Source organism: Pantoea sp. X-Soil-ISGK-275 (genome assembly GCF_059730795.1).
Map to the genome: position 1 here is coordinate 1 of NZ_AP035978.1, position 16,649 is coordinate 16,649.

Annotated in this window: 10 protein-coding genes and 3 pseudogenes; 8 read left to right on the top strand and 5 right to left on the bottom strand. The window is 52.3% G+C overall.

Annotation, left to right across the window (positions count from 1 at the left end):
• Window positions 1-269: 269 nt before the first annotated feature.
• Both AC6I8A_RS23535 and AC6I8A_RS23540 read left to right on the top strand, forming a co-directional pair.
• Window positions 270-1,478 carry an AAA family ATPase gene (locus AC6I8A_RS23535; RefSeq protein ID WP_497819352.1) on the top strand — a complete coding sequence of 403 codons (1,209 nt, stop codon included), beginning with the start codon at window positions 270-272 and terminating at the stop codon, window positions 1,476-1,478.
• Window positions 1,475-2,458, top strand: a complete 984-nt coding sequence (locus AC6I8A_RS23540; RefSeq protein ID WP_497819353.1) for a ParB family protein — start codon at window positions 1,475-1,477, stop codon at window positions 2,456-2,458. Before AC6I8A_RS23535 ends, AC6I8A_RS23540 begins: the two co-directional genes overlap by 4 nt.
• 238 nt (window positions 2,459-2,696) lie before the next feature.
• Here AC6I8A_RS23540 and AC6I8A_RS23545 read toward each other — a convergent pair.
• Window positions 2,697-3,742 (bottom strand): annotated as a pseudogene (locus AC6I8A_RS23545) (IS3 family transposase).
• A 1,310-nt stretch (window positions 3,743-5,052) separates the two neighbouring features.
• Between AC6I8A_RS23545 and AC6I8A_RS23550 the strand changes: the two are divergent.
• Window positions 5,053-5,944: pseudogene (locus tag AC6I8A_RS23550) on the top strand (RepB family plasmid replication initiator protein); the annotation flags it as partial.
• A gap of 1,587 nt (window positions 5,945-7,531) precedes the next feature.
• Here AC6I8A_RS23550 and AC6I8A_RS23555 read toward each other — a convergent pair.
• Window positions 7,532-8,095, bottom strand: a complete 564-nt coding sequence (locus AC6I8A_RS23555; RefSeq protein WP_280173333.1) for a hypothetical protein — start codon at window positions 8,093-8,095, stop codon at window positions 7,532-7,534.
• Between the two features lie 313 nt (window positions 8,096-8,408).
• On the opposite strand from AC6I8A_RS23555, the gene AC6I8A_RS23560 reads away from it, so the two are divergent.
• Both AC6I8A_RS23560 and AC6I8A_RS23565 read left to right on the top strand, forming a co-directional pair.
• Window positions 8,409-9,125, top strand: a complete 717-nt coding sequence (locus AC6I8A_RS23560; protein WP_497819354.1) for a hypothetical protein — start codon at window positions 8,409-8,411, stop codon at window positions 9,123-9,125.
• Window positions 9,122-9,709 (top strand): hypothetical protein, encoded by a 588-nt coding sequence (locus AC6I8A_RS23565; protein ID WP_497819355.1) that lies wholly within the window; start codon window positions 9,122-9,124, stop codon window positions 9,707-9,709. Before AC6I8A_RS23560 ends, AC6I8A_RS23565 begins: the two co-directional genes overlap by 4 nt.
• Window positions 9,710-9,923: 214 nt before the next feature.
• Here the strand turns inward: AC6I8A_RS23565 and AC6I8A_RS23570 are convergent, their stop codons facing one another.
• On the bottom strand, window positions 9,924-10,142 hold the full coding sequence (locus tag AC6I8A_RS23570) for a hypothetical protein (protein WP_497819356.1): 219 nt from the start codon (window positions 10,140-10,142) through the stop codon (window positions 9,924-9,926).
• Window positions 10,143-10,466: 324 nt separating this feature from the next.
• Window positions 10,467-10,682, bottom strand: a complete 216-nt coding sequence (locus tag AC6I8A_RS23575) for a hypothetical protein (RefSeq protein ID WP_497819357.1) — start codon at window positions 10,680-10,682, stop codon at window positions 10,467-10,469.
• A 264-nt stretch (window positions 10,683-10,946) separates the two neighbouring features.
• Here AC6I8A_RS23575 and AC6I8A_RS23580 point away from each other — a divergent pair.
• The 3 genes and pseudogenes from AC6I8A_RS23580 to AC6I8A_RS23590 all read left to right on the top strand — a co-directional run.
• Window positions 10,947-11,398 (top strand): annotated as a pseudogene (locus AC6I8A_RS23580) (IS3 family transposase); the annotation flags it as partial.
• A 414-nt stretch (window positions 11,399-11,812) separates the two neighbouring features.
• Window positions 11,813-13,387 carry a sensor domain-containing diguanylate cyclase gene (locus tag AC6I8A_RS23585; RefSeq protein ID WP_497819358.1) on the top strand — a complete coding sequence of 525 codons (1,575 nt, stop codon included), beginning with the start codon at window positions 11,813-11,815 and terminating at the stop codon, window positions 13,385-13,387.
• A 267-nt stretch (window positions 13,388-13,654) separates the two neighbouring features.
• Window positions 13,655-13,945 (top strand): hypothetical protein, encoded by a 291-nt coding sequence (locus tag AC6I8A_RS23590; RefSeq protein WP_497819359.1) that lies wholly within the window; start codon window positions 13,655-13,657, stop codon window positions 13,943-13,945.
• Window positions 13,946-14,831: 886 nt separating this feature from the next.
• Here the strand turns inward: AC6I8A_RS23590 and AC6I8A_RS23595 are convergent.
• Window positions 14,832-16,613 (bottom strand): putative bifunctional diguanylate cyclase/phosphodiesterase, encoded by a 1,782-nt coding sequence (locus tag AC6I8A_RS23595; protein ID WP_497819360.1) that lies wholly within the window; start codon window positions 16,611-16,613, stop codon window positions 14,832-14,834.
• Window positions 16,614-16,649 lie beyond the last annotated feature (36 nt).

Consider the following 16,649-nt stretch of genomic DNA (forward strand, 5'->3'; position numbering starts at 1 on the left):
ATTACTATATGGAATTTCATCACCATACCTGCACCTGAAGCCCTAATGTGAAGTAAGGCACTCACGTATTAGCTGCTCAATCTCTAAACAACAAAAAGCGAATCTGATTATCAACAGCGAAGGGCGGTCATCAGGAATATCTTAAACATAATAATGGACATCGATGTAGAAAATCATGTCAGTACAACAAATTTATGAATATCAAAAAAAGTTGCACACACAAAATTTAAATGTACACTCGCTTCAATGATTGCCAATGGAGCTAAGTGATGAAAAGTACTTACGGTGGCGTGGATGAAACAGCCCGCAGGGCGACCGCAATGCTACGCAGTATGAGCGATGACATAATAGGTAAGCGTCACGAGTTTGGCCTAGATAAGTATTACCAGACTTACACGCGTAATACTGTGGCAAATATGCCAAAACTGAGTCGCCGCGCGGTAGAGCAGGCGATCGCAGAAATGGAAGAAGAAGGGCATGTGTTCGGAAAAAAAGATGCTGGCAATGCTAGGCACTACGCTCTGACAGTTCAGGACGTCGTGGACATCTATGAACACCGCAAAGTGCCCAAATATCGTGAGCTACACGAAGAGGGTGGTCCGTTCACTATTTTCGTCGTCAATCTTAAAGGTGGTGTGTCCAAGACGGTTAGCACCGTAACGCTGGCGCATGGGCTGCGCGTCCATCCCGATCTCCTGCAATATGACCTGCGTATTTTGGTTGTTGATCTTGACCCGCAGGCATCCAGCACGATGTTCCTTAATCATTCAAGCAGCATTGGTTCCATCATGGAAACCGCAGCGCAGGCCATGTTGAATGATTTGGATGCGGAACAGATAAAGGAAGACATTATTCTTCCTACCATCATCCCCGGCGTAGATATTATTCCGGCGTCCATTGATGATGGCTTCGTGGCCAGTCAATGGAAGGAACTCGTTAGCGAGCACCTGCCTGCAATGAAGCCTTCGGAAGTACTGCGCCGCAATATCATTGATCGCGTCGGTAAGGACTACGATTTCATTTTTATCGACACCGGGCCACACCTAGATGCCTTTATGCTTAATGCTATTGCAGCGAGCGATCTGCTTTTAACACCAACGCCACCAGCTCAGGTCGATTTCCACTCCACATTAAAATATCTGACTCGTTTACCAGAAATGCTGGAGAAGCTTGAGGATGAAGGCATTACTCCAAGAATCAAAGGCAACATTGGATTTATGTCGAAGATGACCTCCAAGCGTGATCATGAAATGACGCATGGTTTAGCGCGAGACGTCTTCACGTCATACATTCTGGACGCGACATTGCCACGCCTTGATGGGTTTGAACGCTGCGGTGAAACCTTTGACACAATTGTCAGTGCCGATCCTCAGTCATATCCAGGTAGTACGGAAGCATTGAAAAATGCAAAGCGCGAGGCGGAACGGTTTACGCAGGCAGTATTCAAAAGAATTGAGTTCGTGAGGGGAATGAAATGAAGAAAGAACTGAAAGGGCTAGGGCGTTCAGTAAGTGAATCCAGCTTTTCTAAAAAATTAAGCGAAACAGACGGCAACCGAACTTTTGTCCTGAAATCAGGTGCGGAAGCAAGTTTTACGCTCACACATGTACTTCACGATGAAATTGAACAGCAAACTTTCGTTGATGCCGGCGTAAACGGCCGTGATCAGTCATTCATCACCAAGGAGTCGGTTAGTGACATTGCCCGCACTATCAAGCTTCAACAATTCTTCCCGGCGATCGGCAGAGAAGTAGAAGGGCGGATTGAAGTACTGGATGGCTCTCGCCGCCGTGCAGCCTGTATATTTAATGGCGCGGCTTTTGATGTTTTGGTGACTAAAGACGATTTATCACTGGCTGATGCCCGTCAACTGGCGATCGATATCCAGACGGCGAAAGAGCACACATTACGTGAACTGGGTAAACGACTAAAGCTGATGTATCCGGAAGGAACGACACAGTCTGAAATGGCGAAGGCAGAGGGCATATCGCCCGCTAAAATCACCCGCGCTTTTCAGGCCGCATCAGTGCCCGATGAAATGATCGGCGTGTTCCCCTTCGTTAACGAGCTTTCAATCAGCGATTATCAGGCTTTGCTTGATGTAGCGGAGAAGGCCAACGTTAAAAACATCTCCATCAGCGACCTTGTGATTAACGTCCTTGAAAAAATGGACGAAGATACCAATTTGAAGGTTGATGAGACGGCTTACAAAGCCAAGATTATTGGTTATTTCCGCACTGAAGTCGCTGGCCTAAAAAGCGGCAAACCAGCCTCTAAAGTCGTGACTATAAAGATGGCGGATTTTGCCGATAAGAAGCAGTTCGCGCGTAAGAAGACTGATTCAGAAAAGCGACTCGTTACATATGAGTTTGCTCGCCTTCCAGCAGTTTATCAGGCCGAGCTCGATGCTGCTGTTAAAGAAGTAATAGCGCGAATGCAGGCTGAAAGTAATAGCTAATTAATACCATCATATGAAAGAGACACTCTTCAGCCTGTGAGCTGTTTGTGTCTCACTCAAGCAATCAGAAAAAGTGAAATGATCTCCCTATAAAAACCCACTGTAACTTCCTGTAATTAGTACAAAGTTTCTAAATATTTCACATTGAAATTCCCAGATAACTGCTGACCTGCCCCAAGATTAGATACAACCTTAAGTTAGTAATGTCGGTTGGTTTTTCTTCATATTTCCCGTTTCGCTAGTCCGTTGCGAATTCTGCTGGTGTCTGGTAATCCAGGATGAATGGAGACGACACTCGCATAATCCTGCCGCCAGTCATTAATCGTTTTCCGGGCATGAAGAATATCGCTGAACCAGTGTTAATTCAGACACTCATCGCGAAAGCGTCCGTTAAAACTCTCAATAAATCCGTTCTGTGTTGGCTTACCTGGCTGGATAAGCCGTAGTTCCACACCATTCTCAAAGGCCCATTGATCGAGCGCGCGGCAGGTGAATTCCATGCCCTAATCGGTTCTTATTGTCGCCGGATAGTCCCGAACCAGCGCGACGCTGTCCAGAATACGCGTGACCTGACGCCTGAAATAACGAAAGTAGCAGTGAGCCTCAGACACTCCTTCGTTAAATCATCCACGCAGGTCGGGTACTTAATCCGGTGGCCGCTGGCAAGTGCATCCATGACAAAATCCATCGACCATGTCAGGTTTGGCGCATCCGGACGAAGAAGTGGAAGCCGCTCTGTTGCCAGCCATTTACGGCGTCGCCTGCGCTTTACGCCCAGGCCGTTGAGATGATAGATGCGATATACCCGCTTATGGTTGACGTGAAAGCCCTCTCGGCGCAGTAGATGCCAGATGCGTCGATAACCAAAGCGGCGGCGTTCACTTGCCAGCTCTGTAATGCGTAGAGACAGTTGCGCGTCAGCAGCCGGACGCTGAGCCGCATAACGACAGGTTCAAAGGGACAGAACAGCTAACCTGCAGGCTCAACGTTGTGACAGATCCGTAGCTTCACACATGGCCTCCACAGCTTCCCGCTTCTGGTCTGTCGTCAGAACTTTCGGCCCAGAGCCACCTGAAGTGCCTTCTCATCCGGCATTGCTTCAGCTAGCAACTTCTTGAGGCGAGCCTTCTCCTCTTCAAGTGAATTGAGCCGCTTTACTTCGAGAACTTCCATACCATCAAGCTTCTTGCGTCAGGTGTAGAAGGTAGCTTCTGAAATAGCATGCTTGCGGCAGAGTTCCCGGGCCGAAACTCCGACTTCGGCCTCGCGGAGAATACTGATGATCTGTTCGTCGGAAAATCGCTTCTTAACGGGACGTCCTCATGTGACTAATGAAGACATTACTAACATCGAGGGGTATTAATAAATGAGGATCTGGTCAACTGGCAGCTGTTGATGGCTTAAAAAACAGCAGCGTTTTCCGTAAATTCAGCTCCTTCATTAAATGCACGTGTTAGCAGACTTTTGTTAGTACTTTTTCAGTGACGACCACTATAGCGAGTAAGTTACTCTCTACAGCGGTCATTTTAAGAAGCAACAAGCACGTCTTGTGTATGAATGCAGACTTCTCAGCCTACAAGATTAGAGAATTTATCTTCTCTCTACAGTGGTCTTCAACCCATAAAAAATGGTCTTAAGGCTTGATTTACAAACCAAGTAATCAGAAAAATTTAATATTCAAACGATGCATTGAGCATCAGTAAGTACCACTCGGTCATCCTCCGATCCCCGACATTTTATTCATAATAACTACCTATTGTCCGTGTTTTGATACACGAAACTAACGAGTCAATTAGCCAAGAGTAAGAACTCTTTCGTGTAGTGGTGCTCCTTGGCTTTTTACGGTTAGGCAGCCCTGTACAAATACGTTAATTCGTAGTCTATAAAGATCGTGCTTAGCTATTATCCTCTAAATCTCCAATATTTTTCATAAGCTAATGGTTATATCGTTCGTCTGGACTTTATCCACGTTATCCACAGGCCAGATCCAATAACTTGATCCTAATATGATCCCATCAAGATCCTAAACAGATCCCTAAATCGCTGCAGGCCATGGTGTTAAAGGCTTAAACCCCTATAGATGACTGCTGTAGAGAGCGTAATGACTATTGTAGCGAGCAACTTGACCGCTATAGAGAGCACTGAGGACCTTTATAATGAGAACATAATGACTGCTATAGTGAGTAACCGCCTGATTTACCGGTTAATAAATCATTTAGATGATTATTTGAGCTTAGCCTTTCTGCTAAAGGGCTCGGCTTCGCTTGTAATCTCTTGGACTCTTAGTTCTAAATAGTTATGCATCGAAAACAGCACCAGAAATTGGCAATAATTCGTTTCTGAAAGTTATCAAATGACTAGATCCGATAACAGATTCATATAAGAACCTAGGTGTTCCTAATAGATCTCGGTACGTTAAGGAGCCTTAATCTAACTGGGTTTACTAATGATCTCCGACCGCTATAGCGAGCAAAAAGACTACTGTAGAGAGTAATTAACCCGCTATAGTGAGTAGAATAACCGCTGTAGTGAGTGCTAGTATCCTCTTTAACGAGTAACGGCGATTATCGCTTGTTCATATCACGGATTTTCAAATGCCGAAAAAAGAACAAGAAATCAACCTGATAGCTGAAGCATTCAGTGAAACGGACAAACGAACTGGTGAAGTTATTCACCTTACGCCCAACAGCAACAATACTGTTCAGCCAGTAGCGTTAATGAGGCTTGGTCTATTTGTCCCAACACTGAAATCCACCGCTAATGGTCGGAAGAATCAGATGTCCTCTATGGACGTAACTGATGAGCTTAAACAACTCTCGATCGTTAAGGCAGAAGGTTATGAAAACATTAAGATCACTGGCGCACGCCTTGATATGGATAACGACTTTAAAGCATGGGTCGGGATCATTCATGCCTTTGCGAAATACAAAGTGCTGGGCGATAGTGTAACGCTCCCCTTTGTTGATTTCGCCAAACTATGTGGCATTCCCTCATTGCGCTCGTCTGCGAAGCTTAGAACGCGTCTGGAGGCCTCTCTAACGCGTATTGCTACCAACACCATCCACTTTGCTAACAAAGAGGGTGAATATTACGTCACGCATCTGGTTCAGTCAGCTAAATACAGTGTCAAAAATGACACCGTGACATTGCAGGCTGATCCTAAGATTTTTGAACTTTATCAGTTTGACCGCAAGGTATTGCTTCAGCTACGCGCTATCAACGAATTAGCGCGCAAAGAGTCCGCTCAGGCACTTTACACATTCATTGAGAGCTTACCCCCCGATCCCGCCCCGGTGTCCATGCAGCGCCTTCAGGCGCGCTTAAATTTGACCTCGCGGCCTAATACTCAATATGCAACAGTCAGAAGGGCTATGGAGCAGCTGAAAGAGATTGGGTATCTCGATTACACGGAGTTCAAACGAGGATCGACGGTCTACTTCTCAATCCACTATCGGCAACCTAAGCTAAGGCCTGCAAATATCCCAATTAGTCTCCCTGAACTTGAAGACGATGAATTGGATAGTGACCATGAAATTGCTCTGGCTAAAAAGCCAGTGAAGCCGAGAACAGCTCCTAAAGCTAAGGAGGGAGCTGCCGGCAAGATGGTCATGTTGTCAGAAGAAGAGCTGGTTATGCTGGAAACCATCAGGAAGCGCAAGAATAACTAAAGTCAAATACTGACAAGATGGCACTCAACTATGAGTGCCTTTTTTAAATTTTGAATAACCAAGACCGCTGTAGTGAGAAGGCTACTCGCTATAGCGGTCTTTAAATGGGTCATAAATGTGACTGTTATCACTCTCACTACAGTGGTCATTTAATCTAACTTTTAGGGGGGTGACTTAAAATAATATTTAAAATTAGTAATTTATCTCGAATCAAAACTAATGGATTTATTGAGAAAACGCTGATTATTGCCCAGTCGGTTTTGACTGCTGTAGCGAGAAGACATAACAGCGTAAGCTTAACTTTTTACAGAGCGTCCTGATGATCACTACCCTTATAATTTTGGTCACAAAGCATGTTGGTAATGACTAACTGTGCGCATTACCATTAGGCTCTATCATTTAATATAAAGCCATCTGTTTGGACTTTAGTCTTTATACTCATCACAGCGGTCATTAATATCTACTCGTTATAGCGGTCATCCTAGTTTTACGTCTCGACTACTCACTACAGCAGTTGTTACTCCCCATAGCGGTCATTGCTTATTACTAACTACTACTCATAAGGTGAATATGTGGAGTCATCCAAGCTCATAGGTAAATCTACCCTTTATTTTGAGCATACAAGGAGCCCATGGCCCACCACGATTTATTCAATTCGTTTAGAGAAGAAGCTGTCCGCCAGATGTTCGAGTGGGGCTATTCCGTCGCCGACTTTTCTGAACATTTTGGCTTCTCGCAACACTGCCTACACAAATAGGGCCGCTACATGATACCAGCTGTTAGCGGGTACCAGGCATGGGATATGCTGCAGGCCTAGACGGAGATACCCCGACTGAAAGCGCAGCTCAAGCGAACTGGGGACAAGCGGGATACACTGAAAATGGCGGCGCGGTACTTTGCAAGAGAGCCCAAATAAAGTGCCGCTTCATTAACGCTCGCCATCAGGTCTGATCGATCACACTGATGTGCCGGGTTCTGAAGGTTCCCCATTCCGATTTTACATCTGGCTCCACTGACCGGTGTCAGCTGAAGAACATCATAATAAGCGATCGCTGACGCTTATCCTCGACTCTTAGACCCTGATTGGCGGTGGTTACGGATCTCCACAGATCCACAACGACCTGCGAGGAACACGAGGACGTCCGTCAGTAACCGCTCCTAACTATCAAGCTGCAGGGCAAGCAGGCCCGGCTTATTAAGCCAGTTCTGTAGAGGCTGATTACCTGAAACTGCTGCATAAATGTCTTGTTTAAAGACTTCTTTTTGAGCGCGACGTCAGCGGCAGCACTTCATTTACCTGGCTCTTTGCAAAGTTAAAACTGAAGCGATTTAAAAGCGTCTCAATGTGGTGAGATCCTGTCATACACCGGGAACACCCGCAAAGCCCTGGAGAAAGTCAGCTTCTTCAGCTTCCACCAATAAGATGCTGGCAACGGTTTTTGGGATCCCAGTTCCGTTTCAGGGGCGTTTTGAAATCTGAAAAGATGCTGGAAGCTTTGGTGTAAGTAGTTACCGGGTAGTCGGACGGAATTTCTCTCGCCCCCAGAGCGGGATCAAGGAAATAGCGTTTACCCGGTTCCGGGATGAATGAAACCCAGCGTGATGCGGTAAATCCGTCTTTATTGAACGTCATTTTCCCGTCAACCAGCGCCCACTGGCCAGCGGAGTAGAGCTGTTGCAGCGCCATCAGCTGGCCGGGTCTGACTTTAGCGGACATCAGTGTTCCTCCGGAGGGAAGAATATTCGAACCCAGCTCGTAGCGCTCTTTTCTGTCGTAGCAGATTCCCGTCTTCTCATACACGGAAAGGTAGAAAGTACCGACAAAACCTTCAGGGTCCTGAGCAAGAACAGTTGCCGCATCCTCACCGGTATAGTTGGTATAGTCACGGGGCAGGAGGGCAGAACAGCCGGCAAGCAGCACGGCCGGGACAAATACAAGGAAGGCGCTGCAGGGGCGCACAAAAGGCATAGGATACTGCTCCATATATCATAAATATGAACATGTATCGGCTTCGTCTTACTAAAGATTAATGATTTCTGGCGGAAAAGCACTTTCCACAAAAAGGCTGAAGTTATGCCCGCTTTGCTTACTTTCAGTACCTTACTTAGTTATTGATTGGTGTAAACCTAACTTCCAATGTAAAAACACTTCTGAAAATCATCATCATTTCTTATAAGAAGCCGATAATCCACGACAGAGGCGTTGGGTCTGCTCTCTGAGATCGGCCATATCCAACGTGATAATAAAGTTAACTCTCCGTCAGTAGAACATTCAGGAGGATATGCATTCAGTGAAACTCTATGAAAACGTGGTCATTGGTAATTTCCTTTACGGGCTGGGCGTTTCTGTGGGGGCCCGGCTGGGAGGAGAGGTACTTCCAGCGTCGGTGAACCTTCTGCAGCAGACGCCGGAAGATAAGGCGCTGGGTGACGTACTCCTTTCCTTCCCCGGCACGCTGCGGCTGATTGAGTTCAAATCTGCGGCAAACCGGTCAGATAAAGAGGAGACCCGCTTCCGAAAGCTCTCCCACGCACTGGAGTGCCGTAAGGGACTGAGTGAGGTCTCTCACCGGATCCACTGGTACGTTGAGACCTCCCCTGACGTTCAGTCTGGCGTAAAAACCTACTATTCGAGCTATCTCAGCGCGCTCTCTCAGCCTGCCCGACAGGCAGAGCCCCTGAACCTTGAGCGCTTTATTGCACAGACGACGCACAGCATCTTTTCAGCTCAGACGGAAGCAGAAGATCCGGTGGCCGTCAGTAACTACCTGAAACTGATCCGGTGGTGCCAGGACGTCGATGAAAAGAGCAGAGCCGGGGCGCTTATCGTCGTGTGTGACGGCCGCGGCAATCTGCACTATGCTGAGCTGAAAAATATCATGGAGCTGTCAATGACGCATGAGAAATGGCTCGAATACAGACTCAGTATGGAACACGGCAAAGAGCTGGAGAGGGAAAAATCAATGGATTACGACAGAGGAATGGATCTGAGCCTGTGAAAAACACAAACATAAATACAATCAGCGACCATGACATACGCCTGTTCTTTGACGCCGCAGACCGGCTGCTTCAGGCCGCGCAGCAGCAGGGAAAAACGGCCGACAGAGCAACGTCAGCGCTGCTTAAGGTCACCGCCGCCCATGAACGACACGTGAGGGAAGTCAGGGATGACGTCATTGGTGCCGTGACGTCCATGGCCGGCTCAACGGCTCAGGAGTCAGCACGGCTTCTGACGGACCATTTCCGCGAAGCCGACAGGGCCGCAGAAAAGGCGGCTGAACGCTATGAGCGGGCCTGTAGATCGCTTGGCTGGCGAAGATGGCTCTGGTTTCTGACTGCGCAGGTGGCGTTTTGTGCAGTAACCATTGGGCTTATCATGACGCTTATCCCCCCGCTGGATGAGATACAGGCGCGGCGGGCAGCGCTGGCGCAGGCGAAAGAAGTGGCCGATCGCTTCCCGCTGCACTGGCGCGACTGCACGGTGGACGGGAAAACAACACGGTGTTTCCGGACCGATGAAAAGGCCGGTGTATTGAGGCTTGATGATGGCAGCATATGGCGTGTTCCGTGGCGTAAGCAGTAGCAGCTCCGAATTTTCAGGAATAAGCACGCCGGCAACCAGGGCCCTCTCTGCCCGGTAAAGTCGCCACGCCTGGCCGAACTTTTCAGCGCTATTGCCTGCACTCCACTGCCAGCTTCGCCTTACACCCCGTGGCTTCAGCTTAGCCGGGTAGCCCGGTGCGAATGGCACCGGGTTACCCCTGAACGTTCAGGCTTATCAGCGATGACAGGCAGCATTACCGCCCGTTCAGCACAAATCCATCCTCAATAAGACTGCTGCCGCGGGTACAGGCGATGATGCCGTCACGGCACATCTCCTGTAGCGCCAGCCAGACGTCTGCCGGCGGCCACTCATCCGGGAGCCAGCAGATCGAGCAGACCTGGTTACGTTCGCGGGTTGCCAGCACTTCGTGGCAGCGCTCCAGAATGGCCTGCTTAAGCTGTGAAATTGTCATGCGTTCGTTTCCTGTGTAGATCTCAGGCCAGCGCCGCCCACTGCTGCACCGTGCCGGATACCTATTCTGCGGAAAGTGTGTTTTCTGAAGGTAAAGGTTTTTTTGATTTTTTTCTGGGCAGATAAAAGGCCTGCGCAGAGCAGAGCCGGAACAGGTCTAGGGGCGCGGACCGCCCGGCAGCAGTAGCCGTTCGGCCTCTCCGGCGTCCATCGAGAACCGCACCCCGAGCTGGCGGTTGACGTCCAGCGCAAACAATCTGGTATACCACTCCGTCGACTTCGCGTCCTTATGCCCCATCAGCGTCTGGATCACCTTCTGCGGCACCTAATGCATTGCAAACGAATCCCTGAACGTCTTCGGCGTCACCGGCCGGATGGAAAACGTCACGCCGTCACGCGCCGCCGCCGCGACCGCCTGCGAAATCCAGCTGCGCGCCGTGTCCTCGCTCTTAATGTCCCACAGCCGGCTGCCCGCCGGCAGCTGCGCCGTCGCAAACCACTCCCGTAGCCGCTGCACGAATCCCGGATCGGTGAGCGGCACCGCGCGCGGCGAGTTCTCGCGGATGGCGGCCTCCGTCTCGCGCTCCGCCTGCTGCTCCTCCTTCGTCGGCCGGCCGCGCCGGCGGCGGTGGCAGGGTCGTCCAGAACGAAGTCCTCCCGCGTCAGGGGAAGAATTTCATTGAGCCGCCCGCCGGTGTTCCACAGCACGTCGATGAACAGGCGTTTACGGAGATCGGTCACCATTGCCAGCAGCACTGCCACCTCGGGGGGCAGCAGGTAGCGGGGCATGTCGGTGCCGTAGGTGGCGGCCAGGCTGGCAGGCCTGTCCCTTCTAACCTGCCATTATGCGGTTCAGCGTCCGGCTGCTGAAGCTCAGCTGTCCCTTCGCATCAGAGAGCTGGCGCTTGAAAGCCGCCGCTTTGGTTACCGGCTGATCTGGAAGTTATTGCGTCGGGAGGGCCTTCACGTCAACCACAAGCGGGTATCACGCATTTATCACTTTAACGACTTGGGTGTAAAGCGCAGGCGACGCTGTAAGGGCTGGCGACTTAGCGGCTTCCACTTCTTAGCCCGGATGCGCCAGACCTGACATGGTCGATGGATTTTGTCATGGATGCACTTACCAGCGGCCGCCGGATTAAGTGCCTGACCTGCTTGGATGATTTCACGAAGGAGTGTCTGAGGATCACCGCCGCTTTCGGTATTTCAGGCGTTCAGGTGGCGCGTATTCTGGATAGCATTGCACTATTTCGTGGCCAGCGCCAGCGGCAGGAACGTCAGTTTCATGGATGCCTCCGGACAGGTTTAAAGGAGGCCATTCAGGGCGGGGAGTGTACGCATTTTATCAGTGTGATACAGGGCCTGTATCAGGAAATAAAAGGGCCGACGCGATAAAAAAATGCCCGCAAGCCTCAACGGCTAATCGTTGATTTATGCCGTGGTGAGACGGCACCGATTTATTAAGCATTTACCGTGACATTAGTCCACGAATATCACGCTAAACAGTGGATTATCAGATTAATTTGAATTAAGAAGAATGAAGTGCGCTAATCTGGCGTGAGCTGGTCCCTGCAATCCTGCCGCGCGGCGCATAAAAGGCGCGCTTTTCTGCCTTTTAACCTGGGCCATTACCATTACACTCTGATGACACCTCAACCGGGTCCTGACGCCATGCCGCTGAAAAAACTCCGTCTTCGTACGCTTCTCCTCACGCTCTCCGTCGGCGGGGTAATCCTGACGTCCTGCCTGCTGCTCGGGGCGCTGCTTATTTTTCAGAAGGGCAACATCGAAGACAGCCTGATGGAGAGCAACATCGCCTACGCGAGGAAGCTCGCCGATACCACCGATCGCTATCTCGGCACGGCTCAGCGTGAGCTTGCCTGGAGCGCCACCCAGATTAAGGGCCTCACCGACCCCGCACTGCTGAGAGGCGAGACCGACCGCCTCCGGCTGCAGTCCGGCTTTTTTAACACGGTGGTGGTGGTGAACCGCGACGCCGTTATCGCCGCTACCTCACCGGAAAGCCTGAGCCTGGTCGGCGTGAAGCTGCACTCTGATGCAAGCCGGCAGGCCATAACCACGCAGAAGCCGTTTATCTCGGCCCCTTTTACCTCGGCCTCGGGCAATTACGTCGTGTTCCTTTCGCAGCCGCTGTTCACGCCGGACGGCGGCTATCTGGGCTACATCGGCGGCACCATTTACCTCAGGAAGCAGAGCATGCTGAGCGATATCCTGAGCCAGCATTTTTACGCCCGCGGCTCTACCGTCAGCATCGTCAGCAATGACGGCCTTATCGTGTTCAGCCACGACCCGTCTCTTGTGGGAACAAGGATGACGCTGAGCCCCGCCCTGATGAAGAGGCTTGCCACGACGGACAGCGGACGGTTCAGCTCCGAGACAGGCGGACAGGCGTTTCTTACAGGATTTGCCAGCCTGCACAAAACGGACTGGAACATTTTTATTGCGGGTACCTCTGAGACGGTCCGGGATATCCTTGTGCGCACGGCAGAAAACGCGCTGTGGTTCCTGCTGGGGATCATCGTGCTCACGGCCGTCGTGGTTGCCCTGATGGCCGGGCGCATCGCTTATCCGCTTGAAAGGCTGGCCGGCATGGTGCGCGATGACGGCGGCGAGGCGTCGCTTGCCTCGGTACCGGCGTGGTATTATGAGGCCGATCGCCTGAAGGAGGCGGTAGAGGAACACCGCCAGGCGGTCGCCGGCCGCATGGCCATCCTGAGCGACGAGGCCATGACCGACCCGCTAACCGGACTCTGCAACCGCCGCGGCTTTACCTTACTGGCGGACAGGTTCAGCGATGACGCCGCGCAGTGCGTAATTGCAATCGACATTGACCACTTCAAAAAAATTAATGACTGGTACGGCCATGATGCAGGCGATGCGGTGCTGGTCAGTCTCGCCGGTCTGCTGCGGCTGGCGTGCCGGACGGGGGACATCGTCAGCCGCTTCGGGGGAGAGGAGTTTATTCTTCTGCTGCCGCAGACCTCTGTGGAGGATGCAGCCCGTACAGCGGAGCGTATCCGCGACGTGGTAAGCACCACGACGTTCCCGTACGTGGGTGCCATGACGGTCTCTGCCGGCGTGGCCGCGCTGTCAGACTGCGGAAGCCGGGACGCGATGCTTCGCCGGGCGGATGAGGCACTGTACGAGGCGAAGGGGGCCGGACGAAACGCGGTGATAATAGCCGCTCCCGGGAGTTTCAGAAGGTATGAAGAGCAGGAGCCATAAGCTCTCTTCTTTTTTGGCTGCATATCTTTCGCTGAGGGGCCGTGATTAGGGTCCGGTGCGGTATGAAAATTTTCTGTGAGGAATGCCCGCTCTGGACGTTTTTCGCTGTTAGAGGCTCGGCATCGGCAAAGAGTGTGAGGAGCGACACGGTTTTTTTTACTGCATTGCTGCATTCAGCGCCATTTATTAACAGAAAATCCCTGTGCGGTTATAATCTGTCGCTTTCAGACGTAGTTCACCGGTTAAGTACAGCACTGTAAAAAGGATATGATGAAACTGGCTCCGAAGCATTTTCGTCTTCTTTTCTTAATGCGGGAAAGAGAATCGGTACCGGCAGACATGATGCCTGCCGTGATGGCGACGCTGGTAAGACTGCGGCTGGCCGAATTTTTTTACGGCGAAGCATGGCGAAGGGTCAGTGAACGCTACCGCCTGACGGCGAGGGGGGAAAAGGTTCTCATGGCGTACGATGCCCGGATTAAGCAGGACCAGCAACGCAGCAAATATCAGGTTGGCATCAGGCGATGCGTAAAAAAACCTGAGTCTGACATAACCTGAGATTTCACCACGATTAAACCAGCTTTCGTCAGCAGCCTGTACTTTCTTTAGGACTGCGTATGCTCCCGCGTATTTTTACTTTTTATAAAAATCGTTTTCTTCTGATTTTTCCTGCGCAGAAAAAATCATTATCGCTGAACGCTGATAGCCGACTGCTACAACGATTAGGGTAGCGGTGGTTTTACTGCATTTATTTACATCTGTACGCTTTAGCTGATTTATATCAGGTTGTTTGTGTGAGGCGTCCCCACACTAAAAGTCAGCTTATCAGTCAGTAAAGTCGTCTGCCTGCACGGTCCGCAGAGTAGGTTAGTCATCGGGCTTGACGAAAGGGCCGCAAAAACTAAGCTTGTCATGATTCCTATAACAACTGCAGTATGAAATCCGCATTGCTGTGCCGCGCCCATCAGCGCGGCTTTTTTTTATGCTGATAATCACCTTCGAGACTGTTAAGACGCTTATCGTCAGGAGTGAAACAAATCATCAACCGTTTTTTCCATCTGTGTTACCGTCATTCCGCGATTATCCCTGTCGCGAATTTCTTTGCTTTTTTTCGCCCGGCATACCTGGTCAGGTTGCGGACTTTTTTATCCTCTCTCCGGTTCAGTACCCCGTTTTTTCCCCTCATACTGCGTCACAAGCTCAACCGGCGCTTCAGTAGCCTGCAGAATCTGACCCGGGTGCGCCGTTAATCTGTCACAGGCTGTTTTTAAGAGAGGTTAGCGTCATCAATTGCCATCAACACCGTTGCACACATCCGCGCTTACCGGCTTAGCACCAGAAACCGTGTTATTGTCGAATCTGAGGCGACGGAAGAGGCAACCTGTAGCATGCGCAGCCAGGGCTGCCTTCCCTCAGCACCAGGCTCATTCCTGAGCTGCCGGCGTCAGCACTGCCCGCGCAGCTTCCAGCCCAGCCACTCGTCGAGCTCCCCTTCCGGCAGCGGCCGGGAGTAGAAGAAGCCCTGCGCCTGGTCGCAGCCGTACTGCGTGAGTGCGGTCACCGTATCTGCATCCTCGACCCCCTCGGCGAGCACCGTATAGTCCAGCTCCTTCAGCATGGCGATGATGCTGCGCGCGATGATGCGCGAGGCGGTGTCGGACGAAATTTCGCTGATGAGCGTGCGGTCCAGCTTGATGACGTCCAGCGGCATGCGCCTCAGATAGCTGATGTTGCTGTAGCCGGTGCCGAAGTCGTCCAGCGAGATGCCAAAGCCCCTGAGCTTCAGCATCTCCAGCCCCTGCATTGCCGCAGGGCTTTCAATGATGCGCTCGGTCTCCAGACACTCAATGCCCAGCAGCGAAGTGGGCAGTTTTGCCTTCAGCATCTTTGCCTCCAGCGCGTCGGCAAAGCCCTCGCGGGAGAAGTCCCTGCTGCTGACATTGATGGTTACCGGGAGCTGGATGCAGCTGTTGCGCAGGCGGGCAAGCCGCGCAATCGTGCGGTCGGTCACCCAGGCCGTCAGCGCGCTGAGCAGCTCGGTCTGCTCAGCCAGCGGCACGAACAGGGCGGGAGAGAGTTCGCCGCGCTGAGGATGATGCCAGCGCACCAGCGCCTCCAGCCCCACAGGCCGGCCGCTGTGCAGGCAGATTTTCGGCTGAAAGGCGAGCCACAGGCCTTTACCTTCCTGCAGCGCGGCCGCCAGGTCGTTCATCAGGGTAAAGTCCTGGGTATGGCGGGCATCGGATGCAGGGCTGAAGCGCATCGAGGGTACTCCGCGCCCGATGGCCTCATGCAGGGCACTGACCGCGCGGCGCAGCACCTCCTGCGCCGTAATGCTGCCCGTGCTGAAGGCTACCTCGCCGGTGTGGGTGCTGAGCGCCACGGCGATGCCGTCGCCCAGATCGGCGCTGATGCCTTCCAGGCGACCCGCCACCCAGTCCGCGCTGAGCGGGCTGTTTTCACGCGTCAGTAACGCAAAGCGGCCGGTGGCAACGGTGTAAAGCATTTCGCCGCTGGCAGGGCGCAGCCGCAGCGGCAGCAACGTGGCGACGTCCTTCAGCAGGCTCTCCACCGGGCTCATGCCCATCGAGCGCGCAAGTTCATAGGCGCGCGGCATATCGATGCAGTCAATCAGCACCAGCCGGCGCGGCGTATCGTCCCCCGCCGCCGCCAGATACTGCAGGTCACGGATGAGGCGCTGGCGGTTAGGCAGTCCGGTCACCGGGTCGGCAAACCCCGCGGAGTGCCAGGCCTCGAGGAACGACATCACCAGCGCGGCCAGCAGCTTCAGGGTAGTGACCTGTTCGGCACTGAAGGGGTGCGGCGCGGTGTCCGTGACGCACAGCGTGCCGAGCACGATGCCTTCGCGGTTTTTCAGCGGCACGCCGGCATAGAAGCGGATGTAGGGGGTGCCCGTGATGAGCGGGTGCGTGACAAAGCGGGCGTCCAGCCAGGTGTCGGGCACCACCACCGCGCTGTCACTGTCCACCGCGTGACGGCAGAGCGAGTCCTGCCGCGAGGACTGCGTGAGGGTGAAGTTGTGGGCGGCCTGCACGTGCTGGTGCTCGTCGTCCAGCACGGAGATAAAGCTGCCGGGGATGCCCAGCGCCTGGCTCGCCAGCCGCACAAACTTGCGCAGCACGTCGTCGCGGCTTTCGTCGGGACTGCGCAGCGCTTTCAGCGCCCGCGCGCGGCGATCGTCGTCGCCGTTAAGATTCATCAGCATGGGCTCCTCCGCTCCGGCCTGATTCCGGTGCGAAAT

What these genes read in the sequence shown, in the direction of transcription:
- AC6I8A_RS23535 (WP_497819352.1), top strand. Translation starts at nt 270, where the DNA reads ATGAAAAGTACTTACGGTGGCGTGGATGAAACAGCCCGCAGGGCGACC.
- AC6I8A_RS23540 (WP_497819353.1), top strand. Translation starts at nt 1,475, where the DNA reads ATGAAGAAAGAACTGAAAGGGCTAGGGCGTTCAGTAAGTGAATCCAGC.
- AC6I8A_RS23555 (WP_280173333.1), bottom strand. Translation starts at nt 8,095, where the DNA reads ATGCCTTTTGTGCGCCCCTGCAGCGCCTTCCTTGTATTTGTCCCGGCC.
- AC6I8A_RS23560 (WP_497819354.1), top strand. Translation starts at nt 8,409, where the DNA reads ATGCATTCAGTGAAACTCTATGAAAACGTGGTCATTGGTAATTTCCTT.
- AC6I8A_RS23570 (WP_497819356.1), bottom strand. Translation starts at nt 10,142, where the DNA reads ATGACAATTTCACAGCTTAAGCAGGCCATTCTGGAGCGCTGCCACGAA.
- AC6I8A_RS23585 (WP_497819358.1), top strand. Translation starts at nt 11,813, where the DNA reads ATGCCGCTGAAAAAACTCCGTCTTCGTACGCTTCTCCTCACGCTCTCC.
- AC6I8A_RS23590 (WP_497819359.1), top strand. Translation starts at nt 13,655, where the DNA reads ATGATGAAACTGGCTCCGAAGCATTTTCGTCTTCTTTTCTTAATGCGG.
- AC6I8A_RS23595 (WP_497819360.1), bottom strand. Translation starts at nt 16,613, where the DNA reads ATGCTGATGAATCTTAACGGCGACGACGATCGCCGCGCGCGGGCGCTG.